Source organism: Terasakiispira papahanaumokuakeensis (assembly GCF_001709345.1).
GTDB lineage: Bacteria > Pseudomonadota > Gammaproteobacteria > Pseudomonadales > Halomonadaceae > Terasakiispira > Terasakiispira papahanaumokuakeensis.
The window spans coordinates 2,612,558-2,635,370 of sequence record NZ_MDTQ01000001.1; the positions used below are offsets into that span (position 1 = coordinate 2,612,558).

Genomic DNA, 22,813 nt, shown 5'->3' on the forward strand with positions numbered 1-22,813 from the left:
ATTCAGTGCGCACTGGCCAACGCAGGCCCTTGGCCACCACTTTGATAATGTCGTTTGGCTGTGGTGACTTTCTCAAGATAACGCCGTGCTTCGCTACTGGGGTGATTATGGCGTAGCTTCTGATACACCTGCTCAGGCGATAACCGATTGATCATCTCAACGGCCTGGGTGCGATTGCGACTGAAAGTGCGTAACACATTGCCCGCACCACCGTTGTAGCCAGAAATCATGGCATATTCGCGTGCAGTCGGATTACGAATCTTATTGAGGTAGTTGTCGCGCAAGATGCTGAGATAAGCGGTTCCGGTATCAATATTATTCGCCGGATTAAACAAATAATCCCGAGTGGGCTGATCATGGCGTTTTTTGATCCGCTGGAATACATCACGCCCAGCTGTCGCAGGCACAACCTGCATCAACCCATAGGCCGGAATATGGCTGGTGGCATAAGGGTTGAAGCTGGATTCGGTTTCCATAATCGCATAAATCAAAGGTTCCGAAATTTGGTACCGCTCACTGGCTTGTCTCACCAGTGTTTCATAACGATGGCCACGCACCTGAACGTGATTGTCAATCAGCGGAATCTCAACGCGATAAACTAGTTGGCCATCTTCCTCAACCTGCTCCACCCGATGATTCACCAACCACTCAGCATAACGATTGGCTCGCCAGGGCCATTTGACAGGAACGCCGTCTTGGTCCTTCACCTGACCGGAGAGTAAATAAGGGCCATCGTAATCAATCCGACGATCACTGAATAAGTTGGGATCATCCGCGTTTAAGGGGGTCAGCAGGGTCGTCACGATGGCTTCTTTTAATCGTGCTTTAGGGTCCGCCTGATCGACGGTCTCGACCACAACTTTGCCACCGGTAAAGTCCATATCCCCGCGGCTTTTATAATTATCCGAATACTTTACAAATTGCTTTTTACCCGAGGTCAGCACATTACCTGAACCCCATTGCTTCGACACTTGCTGCTGCAATGAAGCCAGCTCACGCTTATAGTGCTTGAGCTCAGTTTCAAGCGCGACGATACGATCTTGATATTGCCCAAAATCCTGTGAAAGGTTGGGGTATCGATCTAACCAGGTATCCTGGGTATCGTCTTGATCCTTATCGTTTTGCCCCTTAGAAGCTCGCTGCGAACCGGTAATCGCGGGCTCTGCCGCAGCAGCAGGCTGAGGTTTAGGCGCCGAAGCGATCACCGGGGTTGGCTTTGGGGGCGAAGACTCACTGACCGGAGGTGTCGAATCCTCAATATTATCTTCGCGTAATGGCACACCCTCTTGTGGATCTGCGGGCATCACCTTAACCCGCGTATCACCTTCATCCGCGGGGCTCGCTTTCACCTCAGGAGTGGAACGAGGCTTTTTGGGGCGGGAGGGCCGAGTCGCCGGGCGCGGCTCGGGAGAGGCAGGCTTTGAGCCCGCCTCTGTTGAACGTGTTTCCCAATGGCCACTGGTCGAAACAGCACTGGGGCCATCAGATATGTGCGTTGAAGTGCCAGCCGGCATTCCCATACAACCACTTAACAATATGCTGCCCACCCAGCCGGCACCTAACCAAAATCGCATTATGGGTATCTCCTATGAAGCCTCGCGCATCACTCAAACCTGTAACATTCGATCCATGGATAACGTCAGGTTTTGCGACTGTTCTGAAAGTAACTTCAGTTGCTGATCCCAGAAGCCTTCAGCCTTAACCCAAGGAAAAGCCTGAGGGAAAGCAGGATCCTGCCAACGCTGGACAATCCAGCCACTATGATGAATCAACCGCAATGTCCGTAAAGATTCCACCAACCCCAATTGGGCACGGGGAAACTCACACACCTGCTCATAACCTTCCACCAGTTCGGAGAGCTGCTCCCGCCGCTCAGCCATGGTGGTGCCGGTAATCAACATCCACAAATCTTGAATCGCTGGCCCCATACGGCTGTCATCAAGATCAACCAACACCATGTCATCATCCCGGCATAATACATTGCCAACATGAGCATCGCCGTGTAAACGAATCCACTGATCGGCAAAAGGCGCCATAATCTGCTCAATACGCGCCAACAACTGATCACTCAGCTCAGCATATTGGGTTCGCTGCGAGCCTTGAAGCCAGGGGCACGTTAAGACAGCCTCACGTGCGGGACGCCCCCATTGCGCCACATCCAGCACCGGCCGATGCTGATAAGCCTGCAAGCCGCCGATATGATGGAGACGCCCCATCATTTCCCCGAGTCGAAATAAGTGGTCGGGGTTGTCCAACTCAGGCGCCTGACCAGGTCGCTGTGGGTAGAGCGCAAACCGAAAACCTTCCGCTTCATGCAGTGTTTGCCCCTGATAGCTGATCGGCGCCACAACCGGCGCACCAGCCTCTGCCAGGGTGGCCACAAACGCATGCTCTTCAAGGATTTGCGCAGTCTTCCAGCGCTCAGGCCGATAAAACTTCACAATCAGGGTCGGTGCGTCTTCCATACCGACCTGAAACACTCGATTCTCATAGCTGTTCAAGGCCATGCAGCGGCCATTACTGTAGGCACCCAAAGACTCAACAGCATCCAGGACACGGTCTGGACTAAGCGTCGCAAAGGGATGAGACGGCTGATCTGGCGTATGCAATGTATTCATGAAAGCCTCCCAAACGAGCAATAAGCACCCAACGGGCTATCATAGCACGGCAGGCATCGCGGCTGGCGTACGCCCCCAGGCCAAGCCTTGAACATGATCCGCACCGAGTTGACGTAGCTTGGCGGCCGCATAGTGCATACTGGCGCCTGTAGTGACGACATCATCCAACAACAGAATACGCTGTGCCGTGCCCCTTTGAACCCAGCGCCCCGAAGTTAATAACGTTTCAGGGTCTATCTGCCAACGGGCTTGGCGCGTCCGCCCTCTTTGTTGTGGTGCATGTGAGGCGCGGTAAAAATAGCGCGGTGCCAATAGCGGAAGACGCCAAGCAGCTGCTAAGCGCTGCCCCAACCAAGATAAGGCATTGAGAGGCCGCTCACGCCGAGAGTAACGGTGCCCGGGCACCAACACCATTAAATCAAAGGCCGTTTGTAAGGGCCGCTCGGCCTGCATTAATTGCAATAACAAGCGTCCGGCAACACGATCGCCTTCAAATTTAAACCGTTGAATCAAATACGCCATTTCATCCTGATAAAGCCAAGGCACGACTAAACCATCATGCGCCGGAAACCGATGCTGACAACGGGCACAAAAGAATCCCATCACACCCGGCTCAGCACAGCCGACACAAGGCTGTAAGTTACGCTTCAACAACGGCTCACAATAGCGACATAGATCTTGCGGACCCGCTTCTGTGACCTGACACAGCAGACACCGTCCCGGTAACACCCGGCGTAATGTTTGATCGAATGTAGAGCAACCCAAACGCCACTTGTTAACCATACAGCCAATCATTGGTTGACAAGATTGTGCAATCCTTCGCATCATCTCTGTTAACTCCTTTTTACAACAAGGTTAACAAGGCTTATTTCATGACCGTAACGCTTCGCCATGACTGGACCCGTGATGATGTTGCCACCCTCTGGCAACAACCTTTTAATGACCTACTGTTCCAAGCACAGACCGTTCACCGTCAATGCTTTGACCCCAATGCCGTCCAGGTATCGACGCTGATGTCGATTAAAACTGGGGCCTGCCCTGAAGACTGTAAATACTGCCCTCAATCCGGGCATTACAACACAGGCTTAGACAAAGAAAAGTTACATGAAGTCAGCAAAGTGGTGAATCAGGCCAAAGCGGCACAACAGGCAGGGGCCTCAAGGTTTTGCATGGGCGCGGCTTGGCGTAGCCCACGGGAGAAAGATCTGACCGTCGTGTTAGAGATGGTTCGACAGGTCAAAGCCCTAGGCATGGAAACCTGTATGACGCTGGGCATGCTCGATGCCGGACAAGCCGAGCAACTAGCCGATGCGGGCCTCGATTACTACAACCACAACCTCGACACCTCGCCAGAGTATTACGGCGAGATCATCACCACACGAAGTTATAGCGATCGCATGGAAACGCTAGGCCATGTACGTGATGCCGGGATGAAAATCTGCTGCGGGGGCATTATGGGCATGGGCGAAGAAAACCGGGATCGCGCCGAACTGCTTCGCCAACTGGCGAATCTAGATCCCCACCCTGAATCGGTGCCCATCAATATGCTGGTCAAGGTACCGGGCACCCCGCTGGAAAATGTAGCGGATCTGGATCCTTTTGAGTTTATCCGTGCCATCGCCGTCGCCCGAATTCTTATGCCTCACAGTCATGTCCGCCTTTCGGCCGGTCGCGAGCAAATGAACGATGAAACCCAGGCATTAGCCTTTATGGCCGGTGCCAACTCCATCTTCTATGGCGACAAGCTACTGACCACGGAAAATCCCCAGGCCGATAAAGATCGGCAACTATTTAAACGCCTGGGCTTGCACCCAGAGCAACACCAAGTGCCTGTGGATGACAGTGTCCGCGCTGGAGCACTGCGCGAGGCCATCGCCCAAGATAACAGCTTGTTCCATGATGCGACGTCTCAGCCTCATGCGTCTCAACAACGCGAAAGAAAGCCTTGTGGCCTGGTGGTCTAAGTATGACAGCATGCGCGCCACAGGCTTGGGATCAGCGTATGACAGAGCGTCTTGAGGCCAGGCGCGCGCAATCGGTCTACCGCCAACGGCATACGCTCAGCAGCGCACAAGGCCGTGAAGTGATCTATCAGGGCCAACCCTATTTGAACTTCGCCAGCAATGATTATCTCGGGCTGGCGGCTGACCCTCGACTGATGGAAGCTCAACGTCTGGCGGTCAAACAGTGGGGGGTAGGCGCAGGCAGTGCCCACTTAGTCTGCGGCCACCAGTCGCCCCATGAAGCACTGGAAGACGCCCTGGCGACACTCACTGGACGTCCCGCCGCACTCTTATTTTCGACCGGTTATATGGCCAACTTAGGGGTCATTCAGGCGCTGACCCAACGCGGGGACGAGGTCATTCAAGATCGCCTGAACCATGCCTCATTACTCGATGGCGCTCAGCTCTCAGGGGCTCGGCTCAAGCGATATCAGCATCAAGATATCGCCTCACTGAGCCAACATTTAAGCGCGCCCTGCAAGGGGTTAAAACTTGTGGTCAGCGACGGCGTTTTCAGTATGGACGGTGACTGTGCCGACATCCCCGCCCTAGCAAGCCAATGTCAGGCCCACCAAGCCCTACTGATGATTGATGATGCCCATGGCCTGGGCGTCTTAGGCCCACGTGGTGGCGGCCTCTGCCAAGACTACGGCCTGGATACTGTGCCGATATTAGTCGGTACACTCGGAAAAGCATTGGGCACCGCTGGCGCCTTTGTTGCGGGCAGTCATGCCTTAATTGATTACCTGACGAACTTTGCCCGAACGGCCATCTACACAACCGCTCAGCCTCCCGCCGTGGCCGCCACCACATTAAAAGCCATTGAACTGGTACAGCAAGAGCCCGAGCGACGCCAACATCTGAGGCAATTGATTCAGTACTTTCGGGAAGGGGCCCAAGCACTGGCATTACCGTTACTGAACAGTCAAACGCCTATTCAACCCCTTGCCCTCTCCTCTAGTGCACAAGCCTTAGACTGGCAAGCTCAACTGGCCCAAGCCGGTCTTTGGGTTGGCGCCATTCGCCCTCCCACCGTGCCTTCGCCTCGACTGCGTATTACGCTGACAGCCGCCCACCAAATAAGCGACATTGATCGACTGATCAACGCCTTGGCGCAATGTTTAAACAAGCAATGTTCAAACAGGCAAAGTGAAATCGAAGAAAGCGTTATCACTGAGCCACAAACACAGGCCACATCATCATGTTGAGCTGGCAATTGATGTCAGGTTGGTCGATACCGGCCGTGGCCATGCAGCCGCTTGCCAATGCACTTCAAGCCCGGCACCCTCACGACTCAGTCGAATGTCTCGACTGGCCCGGTTATGGCGAGCAACCCTCACTGGAAAAGCCCACCGACTTAGCAGAGTTAGCGAACGTGATGGCCACTCGGTTAAAGCCTGACGCGATATGGCTGGGCTGGTCATTAGGTGGCTTATTATTAGGTGAACTGGTCAGCCGACTCGGGCCACCTAAAGGGCTGGTTTTACTGGGACAAAGCGGCCGCTTCACCGCCACTGAGGGGCATCCTGGCATTGCCCAAACAACGCTGACCTCGTTTACTCAGCGCTATCATGCCGAGCCCGACCGCACCTTAAAATATTTCCAGCACTGGCAAGCCAGTGGCGAAAGCGAACCACGCCTCGCGCAACAGCAATTAGCTCGATCCCTCGCCAAGGTCGCGCAGCCCGATGATCCCACTTTAAGGGCAGGTCTCGAACAATTGGCGACCCTGGACTGCCGAGCACTCCTGACGCAAGCGCCCTGCCCCGTTTGGCAACTCTGCGGCGCTGATGACCCTTTGTGCCTTCATCGGCCAGCCACACGCCCTGGAGGACACTTAATGCATTGGGTCACCCCTGAAGTCGTCGTCGATTGGCTCGATGCACAGGTGCGACCACAGGTCGTGCCATTATGACGGGGTTAACATCAACGATGTCTCGCCCTGACACCCTTCTTCCAGCTCAATCCAAAGCACAAACACAGGTACAGCGTCGCTTCAGCCAAGCCGCTCCTCATTACCAGCAGCTGGCGCAGGTGCAACACCGCCTGGGCGAGCGCCTCTGGCAACACTGTCCCGAAGACGCGCAACGGATTCTCGATTTGGGGTGCGGCCCAGGCCACTGGAGTGCCCGCTTGTCTCAGCGCTATCCCCATGCCCACGTCACAGGGGTTGATCTCAGCCCAGGCATGCTAGCCGAAGCCAAACGCCAATGGCCAGCCGCACAATGGCCGCATTTACACTGGCAACAAGAGGATGCTCAACAACTGCCCACGCCCAGATCAGCTTATGACCTGATTTTTTCTAATCTGGCATTGCAATGGTGTTCAGACCTGGAAGCGCTCAGTGACAGCCTCGCGAGGGCTCTCGCGCCAAATGGCCAAGCGTTGATCCATACGTTACTCCCAGGCACATTTAATGAAATTGAGCAGGTTTGGCAAGCTGCCGGACGCTCAAGCCCCGTCAGGCACTTTTTCGCCCCAGAGTCATGGCTTAACGCTCTCACTGACCGGGGATTCCAGGTCGAAATCGAGCCTTTCTGGTACACCCACACTTATCCAGAGATCAAAACCTTACTGCAATCTATTCGCGGTGTGGGGGCTCACACAGGCGATACCCGCGATCAGTCGATTACACCGACACAATGGCGAGCCATCCAACGGCATTATGAAGCGCTGCGCACGCCTGAGGGGCTACCGATCAGCTACCACCTGCTTTATCTCAAACTCAATAAACACGCGCCTTAGCAGGCAAATTTAAAGAAAACATTGAAAGAAACACATTTCAAAAGACACATTTAAAGAGACATATTTCAAAAGGCATATTTCAAAAGAACAACGTTCTGCAGAATAAGCTAAAACTCTTGGATCAACTGACATGCACTCAATACCCCGCCAACTGTTGATTACCGGCACCGATACCGAAGTCGGCAAAACCTTTATCAGTAGCACCCTGCTCTACAAAGCCCGTCAATCGGGTGCCACCACAGCGGCCCTCAAGCCCATTGCCTCAGGTGCAGAAGAGACCGCAGAAGGGCTACGTAACGAGGATGCTCTGGCCTTGCAACGCCAATGCACGCCCGCGCTCCCCTACGCCCAGATCAACCCGGTGCTACTGGAACCCGCCATTGCGCCGCATATTGCAGCCGCTGAAAGTGGACGCCGCATCAGCGTTTCACAATTAGCCGGGCTATGCCGGGGCGTTTTAATTCAACGGCGTGACTTCACCTTGATTGAAGGGGCTGGGGGGTGGCGTGTTCCTTTGAACGAGCGAGAAACCCTTGCCGATCTAGCACGAGCACTGAACATCCCCGTCGTGTTAGTCGTCGGCCTGAAGCTGGGGTGCATCAACCATGCCTGCCTGACCGCGGAAGCCATTCTCAATGATGGATTGCCTCTCGTCGGCTGGGTCGGCAATGCCTGTGGTCCAACACCCATGGATCGCCTTGAAGATAACCTTCAGACCCTGCGCCAACGCCTTCCGGCGCCTTGTCTGGGGATCATGCCTTGGCAATCAGAACCGGACATTGAAAGCGCCGCAACACAATTAAAATGGCCAAGAGAATTGACTTCATAAAAAACCACGTTAGAATGCCTCTCCAGTCGCGGATGTGGTGGAATTGGTAGACACGCTAGATTTAGGTTCTAGTGCCCTTGGCGTGGGAGTTCGAGTCTCCCCATCCGCACCAAATTAAAAGCCCTGAACACTCTGTGTTCAGGGCTTTTTTCATTGCACCAGGGTTCCCCCAAATCGCCACCCCGTGTACTCACGCACTTATCCCCGATCAGTTTCAGAGCTCAAATATGATATTTGAGAGCCATGATATTGAGGAATGTGTCGGGCATCACATTCCTCAATATCACCTTGTGACACAATAAGCCTCAACACAATCACTGATCGCACTCAGATTCAAAGAACGCGATTAAGTGAGATTGAATTGAGAGGGTGTCTGCAGCTCAGCAGCGCCCAACCATCGCAGCAAATTGCGTTACAGCCGCTTGCTATCGTATCTGCACGTCGCCTACAGAACGTTTCGGTAGGGTTCCTTTTTTATACAGTCGTATTCGCCCCGCGCTGGGATCAGCCGGGGCTTTTTTTATACCCATCACGGTGTTGATACCTGTTGTATTAAAGCCTGTATTAAAGCCTGTCGCTTAAAGTAAAGCGTGTTGTTAAAGCTGATGTTCTAGCGACTGAGCATTTGAAGTATCAAGATCACGTTCAGATTCACGATCTCGACAATCGGCCATGCCACGCAAAGAGGAAGTGAAACAAACTAAGAAGAGAGGTCTATTGGAATCAGATTAATTATTGGAGAATCTGAGGGGTCTTAAGATTTACTCAAGCCCCCTCAACTCAAGGCCAATCAAGCGTGTCAGCGCTACCGTTTAAGCCTCATAGGGTACTCAACACACTCCAACACTCAACATCGAATCAACCCTAAAGGGCCGCCAGGATAGTCTCGGCTTTAGAGTGTTCAAATGTTTTTGGAGGTTCAACATTCAAGACACTCACAACGCCATCATCAATGATCATGGCATAACGTTGGGAACGTGTGCCGCCAAAGGCACCTGTATCCATGTCTAACCCCAATGCCTGGGTAAAGCTGGCATCACCATCGCCCCACATGTGAATGGCTTCGGCATTTTGCGCCTTGCCCCAAGCGCCCATAACAAAGGCATCATTCACCGCCACGCAGACAATTTCATCAACACCTTTTGCCTTCAGTTGGTCAGCGAGCACAACGTAACCCGGCAAGTGAGCTTCTGAACAGGTCGGGGTGAAAGCCCCTGGCACAGCAAATACGACGACTTTTTTACCGGCTAGAAAAGCAGGAACATCAACAGGCTGAGGTTGCCCATCAACAAGGGTCATCACGGTAGCATCAGGTATTGCATCGCCAACTTGTATCATGTCTATCACCTCTTCTGTTGGCAGGAGGCATGCTCACCCCCTGCGCAATGATGCCATATGAAGGCAAATACCCTCGGGTATCAGCCGGGTGTGCAGAAACCTTCTCATCACACACCGACGTTTCGCATCACACGCTGACGTTTAAAGTCACGTCAATGTTGCCACGCGTGGCATTCGAATAAGGACACACTTGGTGTGCCTTCTCAACCAACTCATTGGCTTGTGATTCGTCCATACCCGGTAACTGGATATTCAACGTCACTTCAATGCCAAAACCGCCTGGAATTTGACCAATCCCGACATCACCCACAATGGCAGTCGCTTCCGGCAGTTTCACTTTGTCTTGTGCCGCCACCGCTTTCATCGCGCCAATAAAGCAAGCGGAATAACCTGCAGCAAAGAGCTGCTCAGGGTTGGTCCCATCACCACCAGCACCGCCAAGGGCCTGCGGTGTGGAGAGTTTCAGATCTAGCACCTTATCCGATGAAACGGCACGCCCATCACGGCCGCCCGTCACGGTTGCTTCAGCACGATACAACACTTTTTCAATCTTAGCTTTTTCGGTACTCATGCGAACCTCCTACAAGGGCCCTATGAAAAAGAATCATCAAGTCTTTGATCATCCGCTATCTATCACGTTATGGCAGGTCGACCCGGTTTCAAGGGGACACCATTGAATCCCCCTCATTGATTGAAGGCGCCTTCATCCGGTGCAGTTAAAACCCGGTACAACCAAACTCAAAACAATAATACACGATTAAATCGTGCACGATATAAATATCACATCTAGAATCTTATGGCGATCCCGCAGGTTTAATCCTGCGACATCCGTTCAGGCGAGGCCAATGCAGCCTCAAGATCATGACGAAGATGATCAAGAGACTGTTTCAAAGACAATAAAGCTTCTGGCGACATATCACTGGCACATAAAGCGGCTTTAGGCACATTAGCAGCACGCGACTTAAGTTGCTTGCCTGCATCCGTCAGCACAATATCCACTTGTCGCTCATCCTGCTGTGAACGTTGACGGATTAACCAACCCGCTTTTTCCATGCGTTTGAGTAAAGGCGTTAGGGTCGCCGAGCTCAACAATAGCGCCTCACCTAACTGCGATACTGATTGAGAGCCACGATCCCACAAAACCAACATCACTAAATACTGCGGATAAGTCAGCTCTAATTCCTTAAGCAGTCGCCGGTAAAGTTTGCCAAAAGTCAGCTGAGCGGCATACAGCGAAAAACACAGCTGAGATTCGAGCTTCAGCAATACATCGTCCGAGCAAGGAAGTTGATCCACCGTCGCTGCTTTTGTTTCATTCGTTTCCATCATGATGCCAACTTAATATTGCCCATAATTCCAAGCCCACCACACGATGCCATCATTGATGGGGATCAACTGACCACCACCGCGGTTCCAGCACTGACCATCGCCGCACCCGCGCCTTTGTTGAGCCGCGCCATTGCCTGTGGTGTTTGGATCATCCGCCGCGCTTTGTTGGCCGCCAGCGCATAAGGGGTCACCACCGCAATGAGTACCGTCGCCGTAATCGCGGCCAGTTCAAAAAATATCGGCACAGTGATCGCATGCATGTCCACAACCAAAGGCATAATCCCCATATAAAAAACAATGGTTTTAGGGTTTGCCAAGGTGGTGGTTAAGCCTCCCAAAACGGCAGCCATCAAGGAGCCTTCACGGTTCAGCTGAGTATTGCCCAGCGTCGGTCGCGACCGCCAGATTTTAATGCCCATATACGCCAGATAAAGACCCCCAGCGATTTTCACCAGCAAAAAGGCTTCGCCCATGGTCTGCGCCAGTGCGGCCAACCCCAGTACAGCAAGAGCGAGATACGTCATGTCACCGATGACCAAGCCAATCGCATAGCCTACAGCAGCTCGCTTCCCTTTTCCCAGTGTCCATCCCAGCAATCCCAAAATACCGGGGCCGGGAATAACCGCCGCCAGCAACAAGGCACCAGCAAACGCTAATAGACTATCCAAAGACATGCTCTCTCCTATGGGGTGAACTCACTCAGCGATGACTCACGATAAGATCGCGATAAAATCATGCCCTAATATAACCCGATCCCATCTTATACTCCCACTGATCAGCCAGCAGCCCCCACTAAAGTGTGGTGTGCCGAATGCATGAGATTCGTTAGTCTCACTTGCATCGACTGATGAACACCACACGCGTTATGGCTTGTCATGACAACATACAGGTTCAACATTACGTACCCAACGGACATTGCGCACCCAACGACAGCCCGAACAAAACAAGAGCCTGTATAAGATAACGGCCCGTACAAAAACGGTGTAACCCCAAAACGGTGTAACCCTAAAACAGCAATAATAAAAACGGCGCGACGACAAGAACGACAGTGAAAACAACAATAAGGAAAAGACCATGCAATGGTTTGTGAAAGGGGCAGTCCGGTTCATGGAGCGCTATCTGCCAGATCCTTTTGTGCTGGTATTACTCCTCACACTCATGGTGTTAGGGTTGGCGATTGGCGTACAAGGGATGCCTCCCATGGAGGCCCTCAACAGCTGGGGACAAGGGTTCTGGAACCTACTGACCTTTGCCATGCAAATGGCCTTAATTTTAGTGCTAGGGCACCTAGTCGCCTCCACCTCAGCAGTTCGACAATGTTTAAGCCTGTTGGCAAGGCGTTTGCCGGGACCCAAAAGTGCCATCATGGCCGTCACACTGGTCGCTTTGGTCGCGTCCTGGCTCAATTGGGGGTTTGGTCTGGTCGTCGGGGCTTTCTTCGCCCGGGCCATTGCGCGTGAGATTGCGGTTGATTACAAGCTATTAGTCGCATCGGCTTATTCAGGGTTTATCATCTGGCATGCGGGATTATCAGGCTCTATTCCACTGACATTAAATACTCCCGGACACTTTGCAGAAGCGGAAATCGGCCTGCTGCCCACAGCTGAGACTATTTTTGCGCCGTTTAACCTGGCCCTAGTGATCAGCTTGGTGATCATTCTCCCGCTACTCAACATGCTGATGCTGGACAAGAAGGCGCCGGGTCAAAAAATCGCTTTTCAAGATGAGGTGTTGCCGGAGGGCGGTCATGGCCCGCTCCTTCATCATCGCTGGCCACTGTATCTCATCGCGATCGTCATTCTGGCGTACTTGATTCCTTATTTTGTCCAGGGCGGCGGTTTGAACCTGAATATTCTCAATCTCCTCTTTTTGGCGATAGCACTCCTACTATTGGGTACGGCAAGTCGGTTTTTAGGCGCCCTTGGACCGGCAGTCAGCACGGCCAGCGGCATCCTGATTCAGTTTCCTTTTTATGCCGGCATCATGGCGTTAATGCAAAGCTCCGGATTAGCTCAGACGCTGGCACAAGGGTTTGTACAGACTGCCAATGCCGATACGCTCCCGGTGTGGAGTTTTCTATCGGCCGGCCTGATCAACCTACTGGTGCCTTCCGGAGGCGGCCAATGGGCGGTTCAAGCCCCAGTGATGTTGCCCGCAGCGGAGTTACTCAATGTTGATGTGGCGAAAGTGGCCATGGCCGTCGCCTGGGGAGATGCATGGACCAACTTGCTACAACCCTTCTGGGCTCTACCTGTGTTGGCCATCGCCGGGCTGGGCGCCCGAGATATTATGGGCTATTGCCTGATTCAGCTCATGGTGTCTGGCTTAGTCATCAGCTTAGGGCTTTATTTCATCTAATACGGCTGAATCGAATCGAACAAGAGCAGGCGTAACACACCCAAGCCCGTGGCCAGGAGCCGCTGATGAAAACAATAGAAACCCATCTCAGTCAGTATGCAGCCTACCACCGGGATTGGCGTAATATTCAGACTCATCTGGTCGGTATTCCGATGATTGTTCTGGCCGTGACCATCTTGCTATCACGCCCAGTGTTCACCATCTTGAGCGGATGGCCGATCACCCCTGCACTATGGGTGGCTTCTGCGTTGAGCTTATTTTATCTACGTCTGGATCGTCGCTTGGGCGTATTGATGGCGGCTTACCTCGGACTCAACCTACTGATCAGCCATTGGATCGCTCAGGGATCAACGACGATTTGGCTCAGCAGTGGCCTGAGCCTGTTTGTCGTCGGTTGGATCTTCCAGTTGATCGGCCATTACTACGAGGGCCGTAAACCGGCGTTTGTCGATGATGTCATCGGCCTCATCATTGGGCCACTCTTTGTCGCCGCCGAGCTGCTGTTCTTATGGGGAGCCTACTCACAACTCGAAGCCAGTATCACCGCACTCGCGGGGCCGGTGCGTCGTCGCCCTCCGGCCCGCTCAATGGACTCATAATAAGATTAAATCTCACGATGGCGTTGTACTGGGGGAATCGGCACGCAAATCCACATCGCGATAAGATTCAGCTTCAATAAAAACGCGTTTGACGACGGGAGAAGTCTGCTTAATATTGCGATCGAGTTCGGCAATCGCCTGCTCGATCTCGGCGGCAGTGCTGCCTCGTTTGAAGCGCACACTGATGTTCACCAGGACAAAATCAGGCCCCATGTGCATGGTCAAGACTTCGTGCACCGCATCGACCAGTGAGGCTTGCTGCACTTGTGAGCGAATATGCTGGATCACCACTTGATTGGCACTTTCACCAATCAAAAGCCCTTTGGTTTCAACAGCGAGCCAGATCGCGGTTCCTGCCAGAATCAAACCAATCAGAATCGACGCAATACCATCAAATACAGGGTTACCCGTCAGCTGGCTGAGGGCCACACCCGCCAAGGCCACCAGTAGCCCAATCATTGCGGCCGAATCTTCAAACACCACCATAAATAGTGAAGGATCTTTACCACGCTGCACGGCTTCCAAGTAGCCCCATTTACCTTTGGTTTTGCGAAACGCATTCAAAGCAAAAACCCATGAAGCCCCTTCAAACACCAAGCCTAGCGCCAACACAATGTAGTTCACTATGGGTGATGTCATCGGCTCCGGCTCAAGTACATGCAGGATACCCTCATAGAGTGAAACTCCGGCGCCAATGGCAAAAATCAAAATCGCGACGACAAAGCTCCAAAAGTACACTTCTTTACCATAACCGAAGGGGAACTGATCATCTGGGGGTCTTTGCGCCCGCTTCATGCCCAGCAATAACAACACCTGATTGCCTGTATCCACCACAGAGTGAATCCCTTCAGACAGCATTGCAGAACTACCGGTGATCCCTCCGGCAATAAATTTGGTGACGGCAATCAATAAATTACCGGCCATTGCGGCATAAATCACCGACTTGGACTCACTGGCCATACAACACTCCTGATTAAGAACTCAACACAGCTCAGCACAACATCCAGCATGATAAGGCGGCCTGGATAAGGCTCAATTATGTCTAAAATTTAATTGTTCATGAGATGAGTCGTTCATGAGATCAATGGTTCATAAAATGAATTGTTCATAAGATTTAATTGTCCCATCTGCGTTATGCTATGCACCAGTCATAGGCTTGCGACATGGCGGCAGCAAGCCGAAGGTTGTGCGGTTGATCGTCGACAGCCGACCTCGTATCCCCTCACTGATTCTCAAGGACGCTTATGTTTAAGCATGTGCCCCCCTATGCCGGAGACCCGATCCTCTCATTGGTTGAGTCCTATAAGCAGGACCCCCGCGAGCAAAAGGTCAACCTAAGTATCGGCGTTTATTATGATGAGCAGGGCCTCGTTCCCATTCCCGCTGCGTTACGCGAAGTGCAACAAGCCTTCAAACCGAGTACTGAAGGCGAGCTGTACTTACCGATGGAAGGCTATGCCCCTTATCGAAAAGCGGTCCAGCACCTGATCTTCGGCGCAGATAGCCCCGCACTGGCCGACGAGCGTATCGCCACAATTCAGAGCCTGGGCGGATCTGGCGCCTTGATGATTGGGGCTGATTTCCTCAAACATTACTTCCCTCAATCAGAAGTCTGGGTCAGTACGCCCACCTGGGAAAACCATATTGCGATTTTCCAAGGGGCAGGCTTCAAAACTCACGCCTACCCCTACTTCGACCCTGAAACGGGTGGCGTCGATCTTGAGGCCATGCTCAATAGTCTCAAGCAGTTGCCCGCACAAAGCATCGTGTTGCTTCACCCTTGCTGTCACAATCCAACAGGCGCCGACTTAACCCCAGCGCAGTGGGATCAAGTCTTAGATGTTATTGAAGCCGGTGAACTGATTGCCTTTATGGACATGGCCTACCAAGGGCTAGGTGACAGTATGGAGGCCGATACCTATGCCATCCGTGCACTCACCGCTCGCGGCTACCCCTTCCTACTGAGCAACTCTTTTTCAAAGGTATTCTCACTGTATGCTGAGCGGGTTGGGGCCTTATCCATCATCTGCTCAAATGCAGAAACGGCAGAACGCGTACTCGGGCAGTTAAAAGCCACGGTGCGTCGTAACTATTCCAGCCCAGCAAAACATGGCGCGCGCCTGGTCAGTGAAGTCCTGAATGACGCGCGACTCAATGCCCAATGGCAAACCGAAGTGGCAGAAATGCGCCAGCGCCTAGTCAGTATGCGCGAACAACTGGTGTCGGCCTTATCATCGGCACTGCCTGATCAGGATTTCAGCTATATGACTCAGCAAAAAGGGATGTTCAGTTATACCGGCTTAAGCCCAGCACAAGTGGTCCGCTTGCGCGATGAGCATGGTGTCTACCTGATTGACAGTGGCCGTATGTGTGTTGCGGGTTTGAATCAACGCAATATTGAAACCGTGGCACAAGCTATCGCCAAGGTGTCCGCTTAATCTCATCGCGTGAGTCTTGCTAAACTTATATGATCAAAACTTATATGATCAAAACTCGCCTGATCTAAACATCACCTGATGTCATCAGGCAAAAAAACCGGCGGCTGAGTTAAACTCAACCGCCGGTTTTTGATGAGGATGGCACCGGACTTACGCCTGACGTTTATCCTCGGTATTCAGTTCAAAGTCACTGGCGTCGTGCCGCTCATGTAACTGCTCATGAAGCTCACCGAACGTTCGATTCACCATACGACCGCGCTGCACAGCAGGACGGGCATCAATCTCTTTCGCCCAGCGCATCACGTGGGTGTAGTCTTCCACTTGTAGAAATTCCGCTGCATCGTACAAGCGCCCCAGCACCAACTGACCATACCAAGGCCAATTAGCCATATCTGCAATCGTATATTCATCGCCCGCCAGATAACGGTGATCGGCCAGATGGCGATTCAAAACATCCAGCTGGCGTTTGGTTTCCATCGCATAGCGATTGATCGGGTACTCTAATTTCTCTGGCGCATAGCTGTAAAAATGACCAAAGCCACCCCCCACAAAAGGCGCACTGCCCATCTGCCAGAACAGCCAATTCATGGTTTCAGTGCGGGCAGGGATCGACTGAGGTAAAAAGGCATCAAACTTTTCCGCCAGATAAAACAAAATCGAGCCTGACTCAAAAACACGGGTCGGCGTTTCTGTGGAATGATCCATCAAGGCCGGTATTTTTGAGTTGGGGTTAGCCGCCACAAAGCCACTGCCAAACTGATCACCTTCACCAATATTAATCAGCCAAGCATCATATTCAGCCGGATAACCCTCAGCCAACAGTTCTTCGAACATAATGTTCGCTTTCACACCATTGGGCGTTGCCAATGAATAGAGCTGGAAAGGGTGACGCCCTACCGGCAATGTTTTGTCGTGAGTCGGCCCAGCAATAGGACGATTAATACTGGCAAACTTGCCACCACTGGCTTGCTCCCATTGCCATACTTTTGGCGGGGTATAGCTTGAATCTTGGCTCATAATCGCTCCCGAGGTTTCACTCTAGTCGTTGATGCCCTTTATCATGGGGTCAGATGATCAACATTCAAGCAAGCCAAGGGGCGGTGTCAAAAGGTGCGGTGTCAAAAGGCACAGCACTAATCGGGCTTCCCTTGGTGAAAGAGCTGGCGCTGTAGCTCATCATCGGTAACGGTCATTTCATAGACGGTATGAGAGGTCTCAAGACAGTCCCTCATAAGCTGACGAGTGTTGATAAAATCGTCATCGTCAAGTTGGCGACTGGCCGCCCACTGTTCGCGGCTTGGCCATTGGGCATACCCAACAAAGCGCCCTGGATGATCGGTCAGGTGTAAGCGCGACCCATAGCTGTCACAACGCTCATAAAACATCTGCGTGACCTGCCGCCAGGCGTGTCTAAAAGCGGTTTCCTGACCGGCTTTGACTTGAAACTCATACACCGCAATAAACATGACAAGTCCTCAATTCATTAGCGTTGACGCGATTTAGACCCCCGTACGGCAGGCCCTTTACGCCCTTGCCCGGTCCGATGACTATTACTGTTTTTACCGGCGCCCTGAGCCGCCTTTTTGCCCGATCCCGGTTTGCCCGACCCCGGTTTGCTCGATCCCGGACGTCCCGCGCCTTTACCGCCTGAACCTTGCGCATTTTTGCCCTTAAAGGGTCGTTTTCCCGCCTTCCCAGCGGGAGCACCTTGACCGCGGGGCGGGTGACCGGATGACGCCGTTTTCTGTTGGGTTCTAGAGGACTTGGCTCCAGTACGCTTGGTTCCAGCAGGTTTGGTTTGACGAGGCTTTGAGCGACGGCGTCCTGGCGCGGCTTCTGAAGAAGAACCTTCAATAGATTTCAGCAGTACACTCAGTTCTTTATCGGTCAAATCACGCCACTCACCCACAGGTAAACCTTTTAGGGTGACATTCATGATGCGCACCCGTTCCAGCTGTGTCACTTCATAGCCGAAATATTCACACATCCGCCGAATCTGTCGATTCAACCCTTGCACTAAGGTGATCCGAAAGACATGACTGGATTCCTGGCTCACCGGACACTGACGCGTCATCGTGCCGAGGATAGGCACCCCGCCCGCCATCCCCTGGATGAAAGCCTCAGTGATCGGCTTATTCACCTGAACTAAATACTCTTTCTCGTGCTGATTCCCCGCCCGGAGGATCTTATTGACCAGATCGCCGTTATTGGTCAGGAAAATTAAGCCTTGAGAGTCTTTATCCAAACGCCCAATAGGAAAAATACGAACACCGTGTTTGACAAAATCAACGATATTGGACTTTTCGCTCGATTCAGTGGTACTGACAATGCCAACGGGTTTATTCAGGGCAATAAATACCAAATTTTCTTCGCCCTGAGGCTCGATTTCCTGGCCATTCACGCGCACCGTATCGCGAGGACCGACTTTGTCCCCCACGGTGGCTCGACGCCCGTTAATGAACACATTGCCTTGCTCAATATAGCGATCCGCCTCACGACGAGAACAAATACCGCTTTCACTGATGTATTTATTCAGTCGTGTTTGCGCATTTTTCATCATAAAAACAAACCTTCACCGCTAGGCGGTTCTAAAACGGGACAAAAGACATCAAAACACAATAACAGCCCTGCCAAGGCTGCCTGCATTATGACGCATAAGCGCCATCACCGTGCACCATTAGATCACCGGATGACGACGGCGAAAGTAATGTAAGGAAGGGATCGCCAACCCAAAAGTAATCGCAAATAAAATACTGAGGGTATGCACCCCATTGGTCAAAAAGCGCGCCACTAGCTCATCAGAAGCACCGTGCTCACTCATCGACACTAACGTGATCATGGTTTCGTAAGCATAGGTGCCTGGAATCATCGGAATAATAGCCGGTACGGTATATACCGGGCGCGGCATCCAGTGACGCCGAGACCAAAACACACCGAGAATCCCCATCAGCGTTGCGGCAACAAAAGTAGCCAATCCAATCGACACATCAAAGCCTTGCATCAAAAATGCTCTGAAGCTATAGGTCAAAGCACCGCCTAGCGCACAAAATTTCAATGCCTGGCGCGGTACATTGAAGATCATGGCAAACCCCGCTGCGGGTAATGCAGCCAGTAGCGCGTCGATAATGGCTTGATCCCAGTGCCAGTGCCCAATCTCCATCACGATCTCCATGCCCCCTTGGTGTTATTTCGTTTCGCCTCAACCCACGCCTTACCAAACATGAATATTGAGTAAACGCGAGGCCAGAATAATCCCTAAGGAGGTCATCAGTGTGAGCAAGCAAGCCTCCAACCAGCGCCCCCATCCCATACTGAGATAGCCTTTAAACGCATCCAGAAATGCATTCACAAAAGGAAACCCAGGCACCAGCAATAACACACTGGCCGAAATCACCAAGTTGGGTGTGCGGCTCAATTGCGGAAGCAGCGCTAAACTGGCAATACTGGTCGACACAAACGCAGTGATCGCAAAACTGATTAATGCAGGGTAACGGCGCTTCGCTAATGCCGTACGAACCCACATCCCCACTGCGGCAGCCAAGAAGGCGATCATAAAGCCAGGCCAATCAGCCCCATGCAAATGACTGAACGCCGCACAGGCCAAACCAATCACGGGCACCAGCACCCACTGCGGGTAATAGCGTGGCTTAATCGTACGAAGCTGCTGCTCGATGTCATCAATATGTGCGGGGTGGCGCTCAAGATGGATACATAGCTGTAAGATGTCGTGTACAACGCCCATATTGAGGGATTGAGCCCTAGTGCGCCGGGTGGTGGTGGCAGACTGCCCTGCAATCCGAGTACTCAAGGTGACGGCAGAGGGAATCAACGCCATGTCCACTCGATCACAGCCGAGTGCCGAACCGATTCTCACCGGGATTTGCTCAATCAAACGACTTTCAGCACCATACTCCAGCAACATGATCGCGACTTCGGCCAACACCTCCGTCATCCGAGACTGATCGGACATCACCACCGCTGTCGACATGAAGACCCTCTCTCGGCATCCAATACGTGATGCTCAGTTTAACACGAGCCAGTCGATCAATGAGCGCGCCGGATCAGCAATGAATCACAAACACTCAAGCTACTGCGGTCACTAAACGAACCGCAAACCCGATCAGTAACAACCCCACAATCCGCTCCAACCAATGCCCCATCTTTAAAAAGTACTGACGCACTTTGGCTTGAGCGAAAAAAATGGCGACGCACATAAACCACAGCGCATTAATGCTGCACATCCAAGCCCCATACCCGAGCTGTATCATGAAAGGCGTCGACGGACTCACGATGGTGGTAAAAATCGCCAGGAAAAAGAGCGTTGCTTTGGGGTTCGTCGCATTGGTCATCACACCGATCATCAAAGCTTGACGCCATGAGGGAGGTGGGATGGTCGATGAGGACAAATCCGCCGCTTCCGCGGCCAAAGGGTTGATCGATGCGGCGCGACTGACTAATAACCGCCCCCCCAGAAAGATCAGATAACCCGCCCCCAATAATTCGGCCGCCGTCATCAACCAAGGCCAGCTTTTCATCAGTGCGCTAACGCCGACAAGGGTATAAGCGACATGGACAGACAAGCCGAGACCAATGCCTAACGCCGTTAAGATCCCCACCCGAATGCCATAGCGTAGGCTTTGTCTGACGGTGATCGCAAAATCAGGGCCCGGCATCAATACCGCCATGAGGTGAATCAATGCCAAGCTTGAAAACTCGCTCCAATAGCCGGTCATATCACGCCACCCCATAAGCTTCAGGGCTTGTCGGCGGGACCTGATACGAGACTTGAAGCCGCCCTTTTTTCATCTTAATGGCTTGAACTTCAAGCCCCAGCAACTGTTGAAGTGAAGTCACATGAGTGCCTCCACAAGGAAAAGCGGGCCAAGGCCCCATCGCCACCTGCCGTAATCCATTCGCATCCAGGTGCTGCACCACCGGCGTATCACTGTTGATCGCTTGATCACACCAAGCTTGAACCTCCACCACTGCAGGCACAGGTAAGTGGTCACCAGTAGGGCTCAAGGTAATACGGCATTCACCCGGCCAATGATGGGCCTTAACCGGCTGCCAACCTTGAGCGCTAAGCAAATGAGCAATCAGATGGCCAGCCGAATGTAACTGCGCATGCCACAACCGCTGGGGCATACAGACAGAGGCTTCGGCTGCGCCTAACGGCAAAGCCACATCGGTCAAATGAACGACCGTTTGGGACTCATCTTGAATCACATGTCGAACAGTGGCTATTGGCCCCTCGGGGTGGCGCAAATAACCCGTATCACTCGGCTGGCCACCCCCTTGAGGATGAAACGGCGTGGCCTCAAGAATGATCCGAAACCCAGATGAGGGATCCGGCTGACAACTCAAAACGTTGACGGTGGCCTTGGCTGGCGCAGGATCATTTAAATATAAGCGTTGAGTCATAGGTCTATCGCCTTATCAAAGAGTCGTGGTCAAAACTTCAGGCTTTTGCATCACCTTGCATCATCAAGGGGCTAGCGCTGATTGGTAGTGTTGGATCAATAGGCTTGAATCAGCAGCCACAACGATTTTAACTAGCAACACCATTAGCGATAATCCCAGCTACAAACAAATGACTTTTGCCTTGAGAGCACAAATAAAATGAACGCTCTGCTCCACGAAATCGCCGTTTTCGTTAAAGTGGTCGAGACGGGTAGTTTCTCTGCCGCAAGCCGCCAATTGGGGACCACCCCGTCCGCCACCAGTCGCGCGGTCTCACGACTTGAAAAAGCATTAAGTACCCAACTTTTGGAGCGCAGTACGCGGAAATTGCGCTTAAGTGACAGCGGCCAAGCCGTTTATCGCCACGGCCAAGCGATGATGGGCGCCGCTCAAGCCGCGCTGGAGGTATCAGGGCATATCAATGAAACGCCCCAAGGTGTCGTTCGAATCAGCATCCCAAAGGCCGTCGGACATTATGTGATTCACCCCCATATTCCCGACTTTCTCGCGCAATATCCTGAAGTGGATGTCTTGATGCGTCTGGAGGATCGTCACTTTGATTTAATCGACGATCCGATTGATCTCGCCCTGCGGATTACCGACCAGCCGCCACCGGGATTAATGGGGCGGGAGCTGATGAAAATCAGCCATGTCATCTGTGCCACACCACACTACCTCACCACTCATGGCACACCACAAACCCCCAAAGACCTACAACAGCACAGTTGCATCTGCCTAGGCGAGATTCCGGCCGATGCCCACTGGAAATTTCAACGCGCTCATCAGCGCGTGACTGTGCCAGTCAAGGGCCGCTATGCCGCCAACCACACAGGCGTTCGACTCAGCGCCATACAGCAACATTTGGGGATTGGCAGCTTACCGCACTTTACTGCGCGCGAAGCACTCGAAAGAGGTGAGATTGTGCCAGTGCTACCGGAGTGGACGTTTAAAACCCAGTATTGTGGTGGGCTCTGGGTGCTGTATCCCCCCAATAAGCATTTACCGGCCAAGCTAAGAGCCTTGATCCAATTTCTGAGCGAGCGTCTAACGGCGACGACGGCAAAGAAATCTTGACCCTAAAGTGTGCTTCAGGGTG

Annotated in this window: 24 protein-coding genes and 1 tRNA gene; 10 read left to right on the top strand and 15 right to left on the bottom strand. The window is 52.6% G+C overall.

Going from position 1 to position 22,813, the window contains the following annotated elements; translation table 11 throughout:
- Window positions 1–2: 2 nt before the first annotated feature.
- The 3 genes from mltC to BFW38_RS11420 are packed head-to-tail and all read right to left on the bottom strand — an operon-like array spanning window position 3 to window position 3,401.
- Window positions 3–1,574 (bottom strand): membrane-bound lytic murein transglycosylase MltC, encoded by a 1,572-nt coding sequence (gene mltC, locus BFW38_RS11410; RefSeq protein ID WP_218186408.1) that lies wholly within the window; start codon window positions 1,572–1,574, stop codon window positions 3–5.
- A 33-nt stretch (window positions 1,575–1,607) separates the two neighbouring features.
- Window positions 1,608–2,618, bottom strand: coding sequence for a serine/threonine protein kinase (locus BFW38_RS11415; RefSeq protein WP_068998836.1), 1,011 nt, complete (start codon window positions 2,616–2,618; stop codon window positions 1,608–1,610).
- Between the two features lie 39 nt (window positions 2,619–2,657).
- A complete protein-coding gene (locus tag BFW38_RS11420) occupies window positions 2,658–3,401 on the bottom strand; it encodes a ComF family protein (protein WP_139116615.1) in 744 nt (247 codons plus the stop codon).
- A gap of 89 nt (window positions 3,402–3,490) precedes the next feature.
- Between BFW38_RS11420 and bioB the strand changes: the two genes are divergently transcribed.
- The 6 genes from bioB (at window position 3,491) to BFW38_RS11450 (ending at window position 8,307) form a co-directional block, all read left to right on the top strand.
- Window positions 3,491–4,582 (top strand): biotin synthase BioB, encoded by a 1,092-nt coding sequence (bioB, locus tag BFW38_RS11425; protein WP_068998840.1) that lies wholly within the window; start codon window positions 3,491–3,493, stop codon window positions 4,580–4,582.
- Window positions 4,583–4,584: 2 nt separating this feature from the next.
- Window positions 4,585–5,829 (top strand): 8-amino-7-oxononanoate synthase, encoded by a 1,245-nt coding sequence (gene bioF, locus BFW38_RS11430; protein ID WP_068998842.1) that lies wholly within the window; start codon window positions 4,585–4,587, stop codon window positions 5,827–5,829.
- Complete coding sequence (locus tag BFW38_RS11435; RefSeq protein ID WP_068998844.1) at window positions 5,823–6,536, top strand: alpha/beta fold hydrolase; 714 nt, start codon at window positions 5,823–5,825, stop codon at window positions 6,534–6,536. The genes bioF and BFW38_RS11435 overlap by 7 nt, the downstream gene beginning before the upstream one ends.
- On the top strand, window positions 6,533–7,366 hold the full coding sequence (bioC, locus tag BFW38_RS11440; protein WP_084004609.1) for a malonyl-ACP O-methyltransferase BioC: 834 nt from the start codon (window positions 6,533–6,535) through the stop codon (window positions 7,364–7,366). The genes BFW38_RS11435 and bioC overlap by 4 nt, the downstream gene beginning before the upstream one ends.
- Before the next feature lie 130 nt (window positions 7,367–7,496).
- Window positions 7,497–8,195, top strand: coding sequence for a dethiobiotin synthase (gene bioD, locus BFW38_RS11445; protein ID WP_068998845.1), 699 nt, complete (start codon window positions 7,497–7,499; stop codon window positions 8,193–8,195).
- 28 nt (window positions 8,196–8,223) lie between these two features.
- Window positions 8,224–8,307: transfer RNA gene (locus tag BFW38_RS11450), tRNA-Leu, on the top strand.
- A 752-nt stretch (window positions 8,308–9,059) separates the two neighbouring features.
- On the opposite strand, the gene BFW38_RS11455 is transcribed toward BFW38_RS11450, so the two are convergent.
- The 4 genes from BFW38_RS11455 to BFW38_RS11470 all read right to left on the bottom strand — a co-directional run bounded on the left by BFW38_RS11455 (window position 9,060) and on the right by BFW38_RS11470 (window position 11,536).
- Window positions 9,060–9,533 (bottom strand): peroxiredoxin, encoded by a 474-nt coding sequence (locus BFW38_RS11455; protein ID WP_084004610.1) that lies wholly within the window; start codon window positions 9,531–9,533, stop codon window positions 9,060–9,062.
- A gap of 127 nt (window positions 9,534–9,660) precedes the next feature.
- Window positions 9,661–10,104, bottom strand: a complete 444-nt coding sequence (locus tag BFW38_RS11460; protein ID WP_068998847.1) for an organic hydroperoxide resistance protein — start codon at window positions 10,102–10,104, stop codon at window positions 9,661–9,663.
- Between the two features lie 242 nt (window positions 10,105–10,346).
- Window positions 10,347–10,862 carry a MarR family winged helix-turn-helix transcriptional regulator gene (locus BFW38_RS11465; RefSeq protein WP_342668851.1) on the bottom strand — a complete coding sequence of 172 codons (516 nt, stop codon included), beginning with the start codon at window positions 10,860–10,862 and terminating at the stop codon, window positions 10,347–10,349.
- Between the two features lie 62 nt (window positions 10,863–10,924).
- Window positions 10,925–11,536 carry a LysE family translocator gene (locus BFW38_RS11470; RefSeq protein ID WP_068998849.1) on the bottom strand — a complete coding sequence of 204 codons (612 nt, stop codon included), beginning with the start codon at window positions 11,534–11,536 and terminating at the stop codon, window positions 10,925–10,927.
- Between the two features lie 400 nt (window positions 11,537–11,936).
- Here BFW38_RS11470 and BFW38_RS11475 point away from each other — a divergent pair, with 400 nt between their 5' ends.
- Window positions 11,937–13,220: a short-chain fatty acid transporter gene (locus tag BFW38_RS11475; protein ID WP_068998850.1), complete on the top strand. Its 1,284-nt coding sequence runs from the start codon at window positions 11,937–11,939 to the stop codon at window positions 13,218–13,220.
- A gap of 65 nt (window positions 13,221–13,285) precedes the next feature.
- Complete coding sequence (locus tag BFW38_RS11480) at window positions 13,286–13,819, top strand: Mpo1 family 2-hydroxy fatty acid dioxygenase (protein ID WP_068998852.1); 534 nt, start codon at window positions 13,286–13,288, stop codon at window positions 13,817–13,819.
- 12 nt (window positions 13,820–13,831) lie between these two features.
- Here BFW38_RS11480 and BFW38_RS11485 read toward each other — a convergent pair whose 3' ends face one another.
- On the bottom strand, window positions 13,832–14,779 hold the full coding sequence (locus BFW38_RS11485; RefSeq protein ID WP_068998854.1) for a cation diffusion facilitator family transporter: 948 nt from the start codon (window positions 14,777–14,779) through the stop codon (window positions 13,832–13,834).
- A gap of 284 nt (window positions 14,780–15,063) precedes the next feature.
- Between BFW38_RS11485 and BFW38_RS11490 the strand changes: the two genes are divergently transcribed.
- Entirely contained in the window at window positions 15,064–16,257 is a 1,194-nt protein-coding gene (locus BFW38_RS11490) for an amino acid aminotransferase (RefSeq protein WP_068998855.1), read from the top strand.
- 150 nt (window positions 16,258–16,407) lie between these two features.
- Here BFW38_RS11490 and yghU read toward each other — a convergent pair whose 3' ends face one another.
- From yghU to BFW38_RS11525, 7 genes are all read right to left on the bottom strand, one after another.
- Entirely contained in the window at window positions 16,408–17,274 is an 867-nt protein-coding gene (gene yghU, locus BFW38_RS11495; RefSeq protein WP_068998856.1) for a glutathione-dependent disulfide-bond oxidoreductase, read from the bottom strand.
- A 116-nt stretch (window positions 17,275–17,390) separates the two neighbouring features.
- Entirely contained in the window at window positions 17,391–17,723 is a 333-nt protein-coding gene (locus tag BFW38_RS11500; RefSeq protein ID WP_068998858.1) for an antibiotic biosynthesis monooxygenase family protein, read from the bottom strand.
- Window positions 17,724–17,740: 17 nt separating this feature from the next.
- Window positions 17,741–18,817, bottom strand: a complete 1,077-nt coding sequence (rluF, locus tag BFW38_RS11505; protein WP_068998860.1) for a 23S rRNA pseudouridine(2604) synthase RluF — start codon at window positions 18,815–18,817, stop codon at window positions 17,741–17,743.
- 117 nt (window positions 18,818–18,934) lie between these two features.
- Entirely contained in the window at window positions 18,935–19,417 is a 483-nt protein-coding gene (locus tag BFW38_RS11510) for a threonine/serine exporter family protein (RefSeq protein ID WP_218186409.1), read from the bottom strand.
- Window positions 19,418–19,468: 51 nt separating this feature from the next.
- Window positions 19,469–20,245: a threonine/serine exporter family protein gene (locus tag BFW38_RS11515; protein WP_218186410.1), complete on the bottom strand. Its 777-nt coding sequence runs from the start codon at window positions 20,243–20,245 to the stop codon at window positions 19,469–19,471.
- Between the two features lie 94 nt (window positions 20,246–20,339).
- Window positions 20,340–20,990 carry a LysE family translocator gene (locus BFW38_RS11520; RefSeq protein WP_068998864.1) on the bottom strand — a complete coding sequence of 217 codons (651 nt, stop codon included), beginning with the start codon at window positions 20,988–20,990 and terminating at the stop codon, window positions 20,340–20,342.
- Between the two features lies 1 nt (window position 20,991).
- Window positions 20,992–21,678: an alanyl-tRNA editing protein gene (locus tag BFW38_RS11525; protein WP_068998866.1), complete on the bottom strand. Its 687-nt coding sequence runs from the start codon at window positions 21,676–21,678 to the stop codon at window positions 20,992–20,994.
- 198 nt (window positions 21,679–21,876) lie between these two features.
- Here BFW38_RS11525 and BFW38_RS11530 point away from each other — a divergent pair, with 198 nt between their 5' ends.
- Window positions 21,877–22,791: a LysR family transcriptional regulator gene (locus BFW38_RS11530; RefSeq protein ID WP_068998868.1), complete on the top strand. Its 915-nt coding sequence runs from the start codon at window positions 21,877–21,879 to the stop codon at window positions 22,789–22,791.
- Window positions 22,792–22,813: the final 22 nt, after the last annotated feature.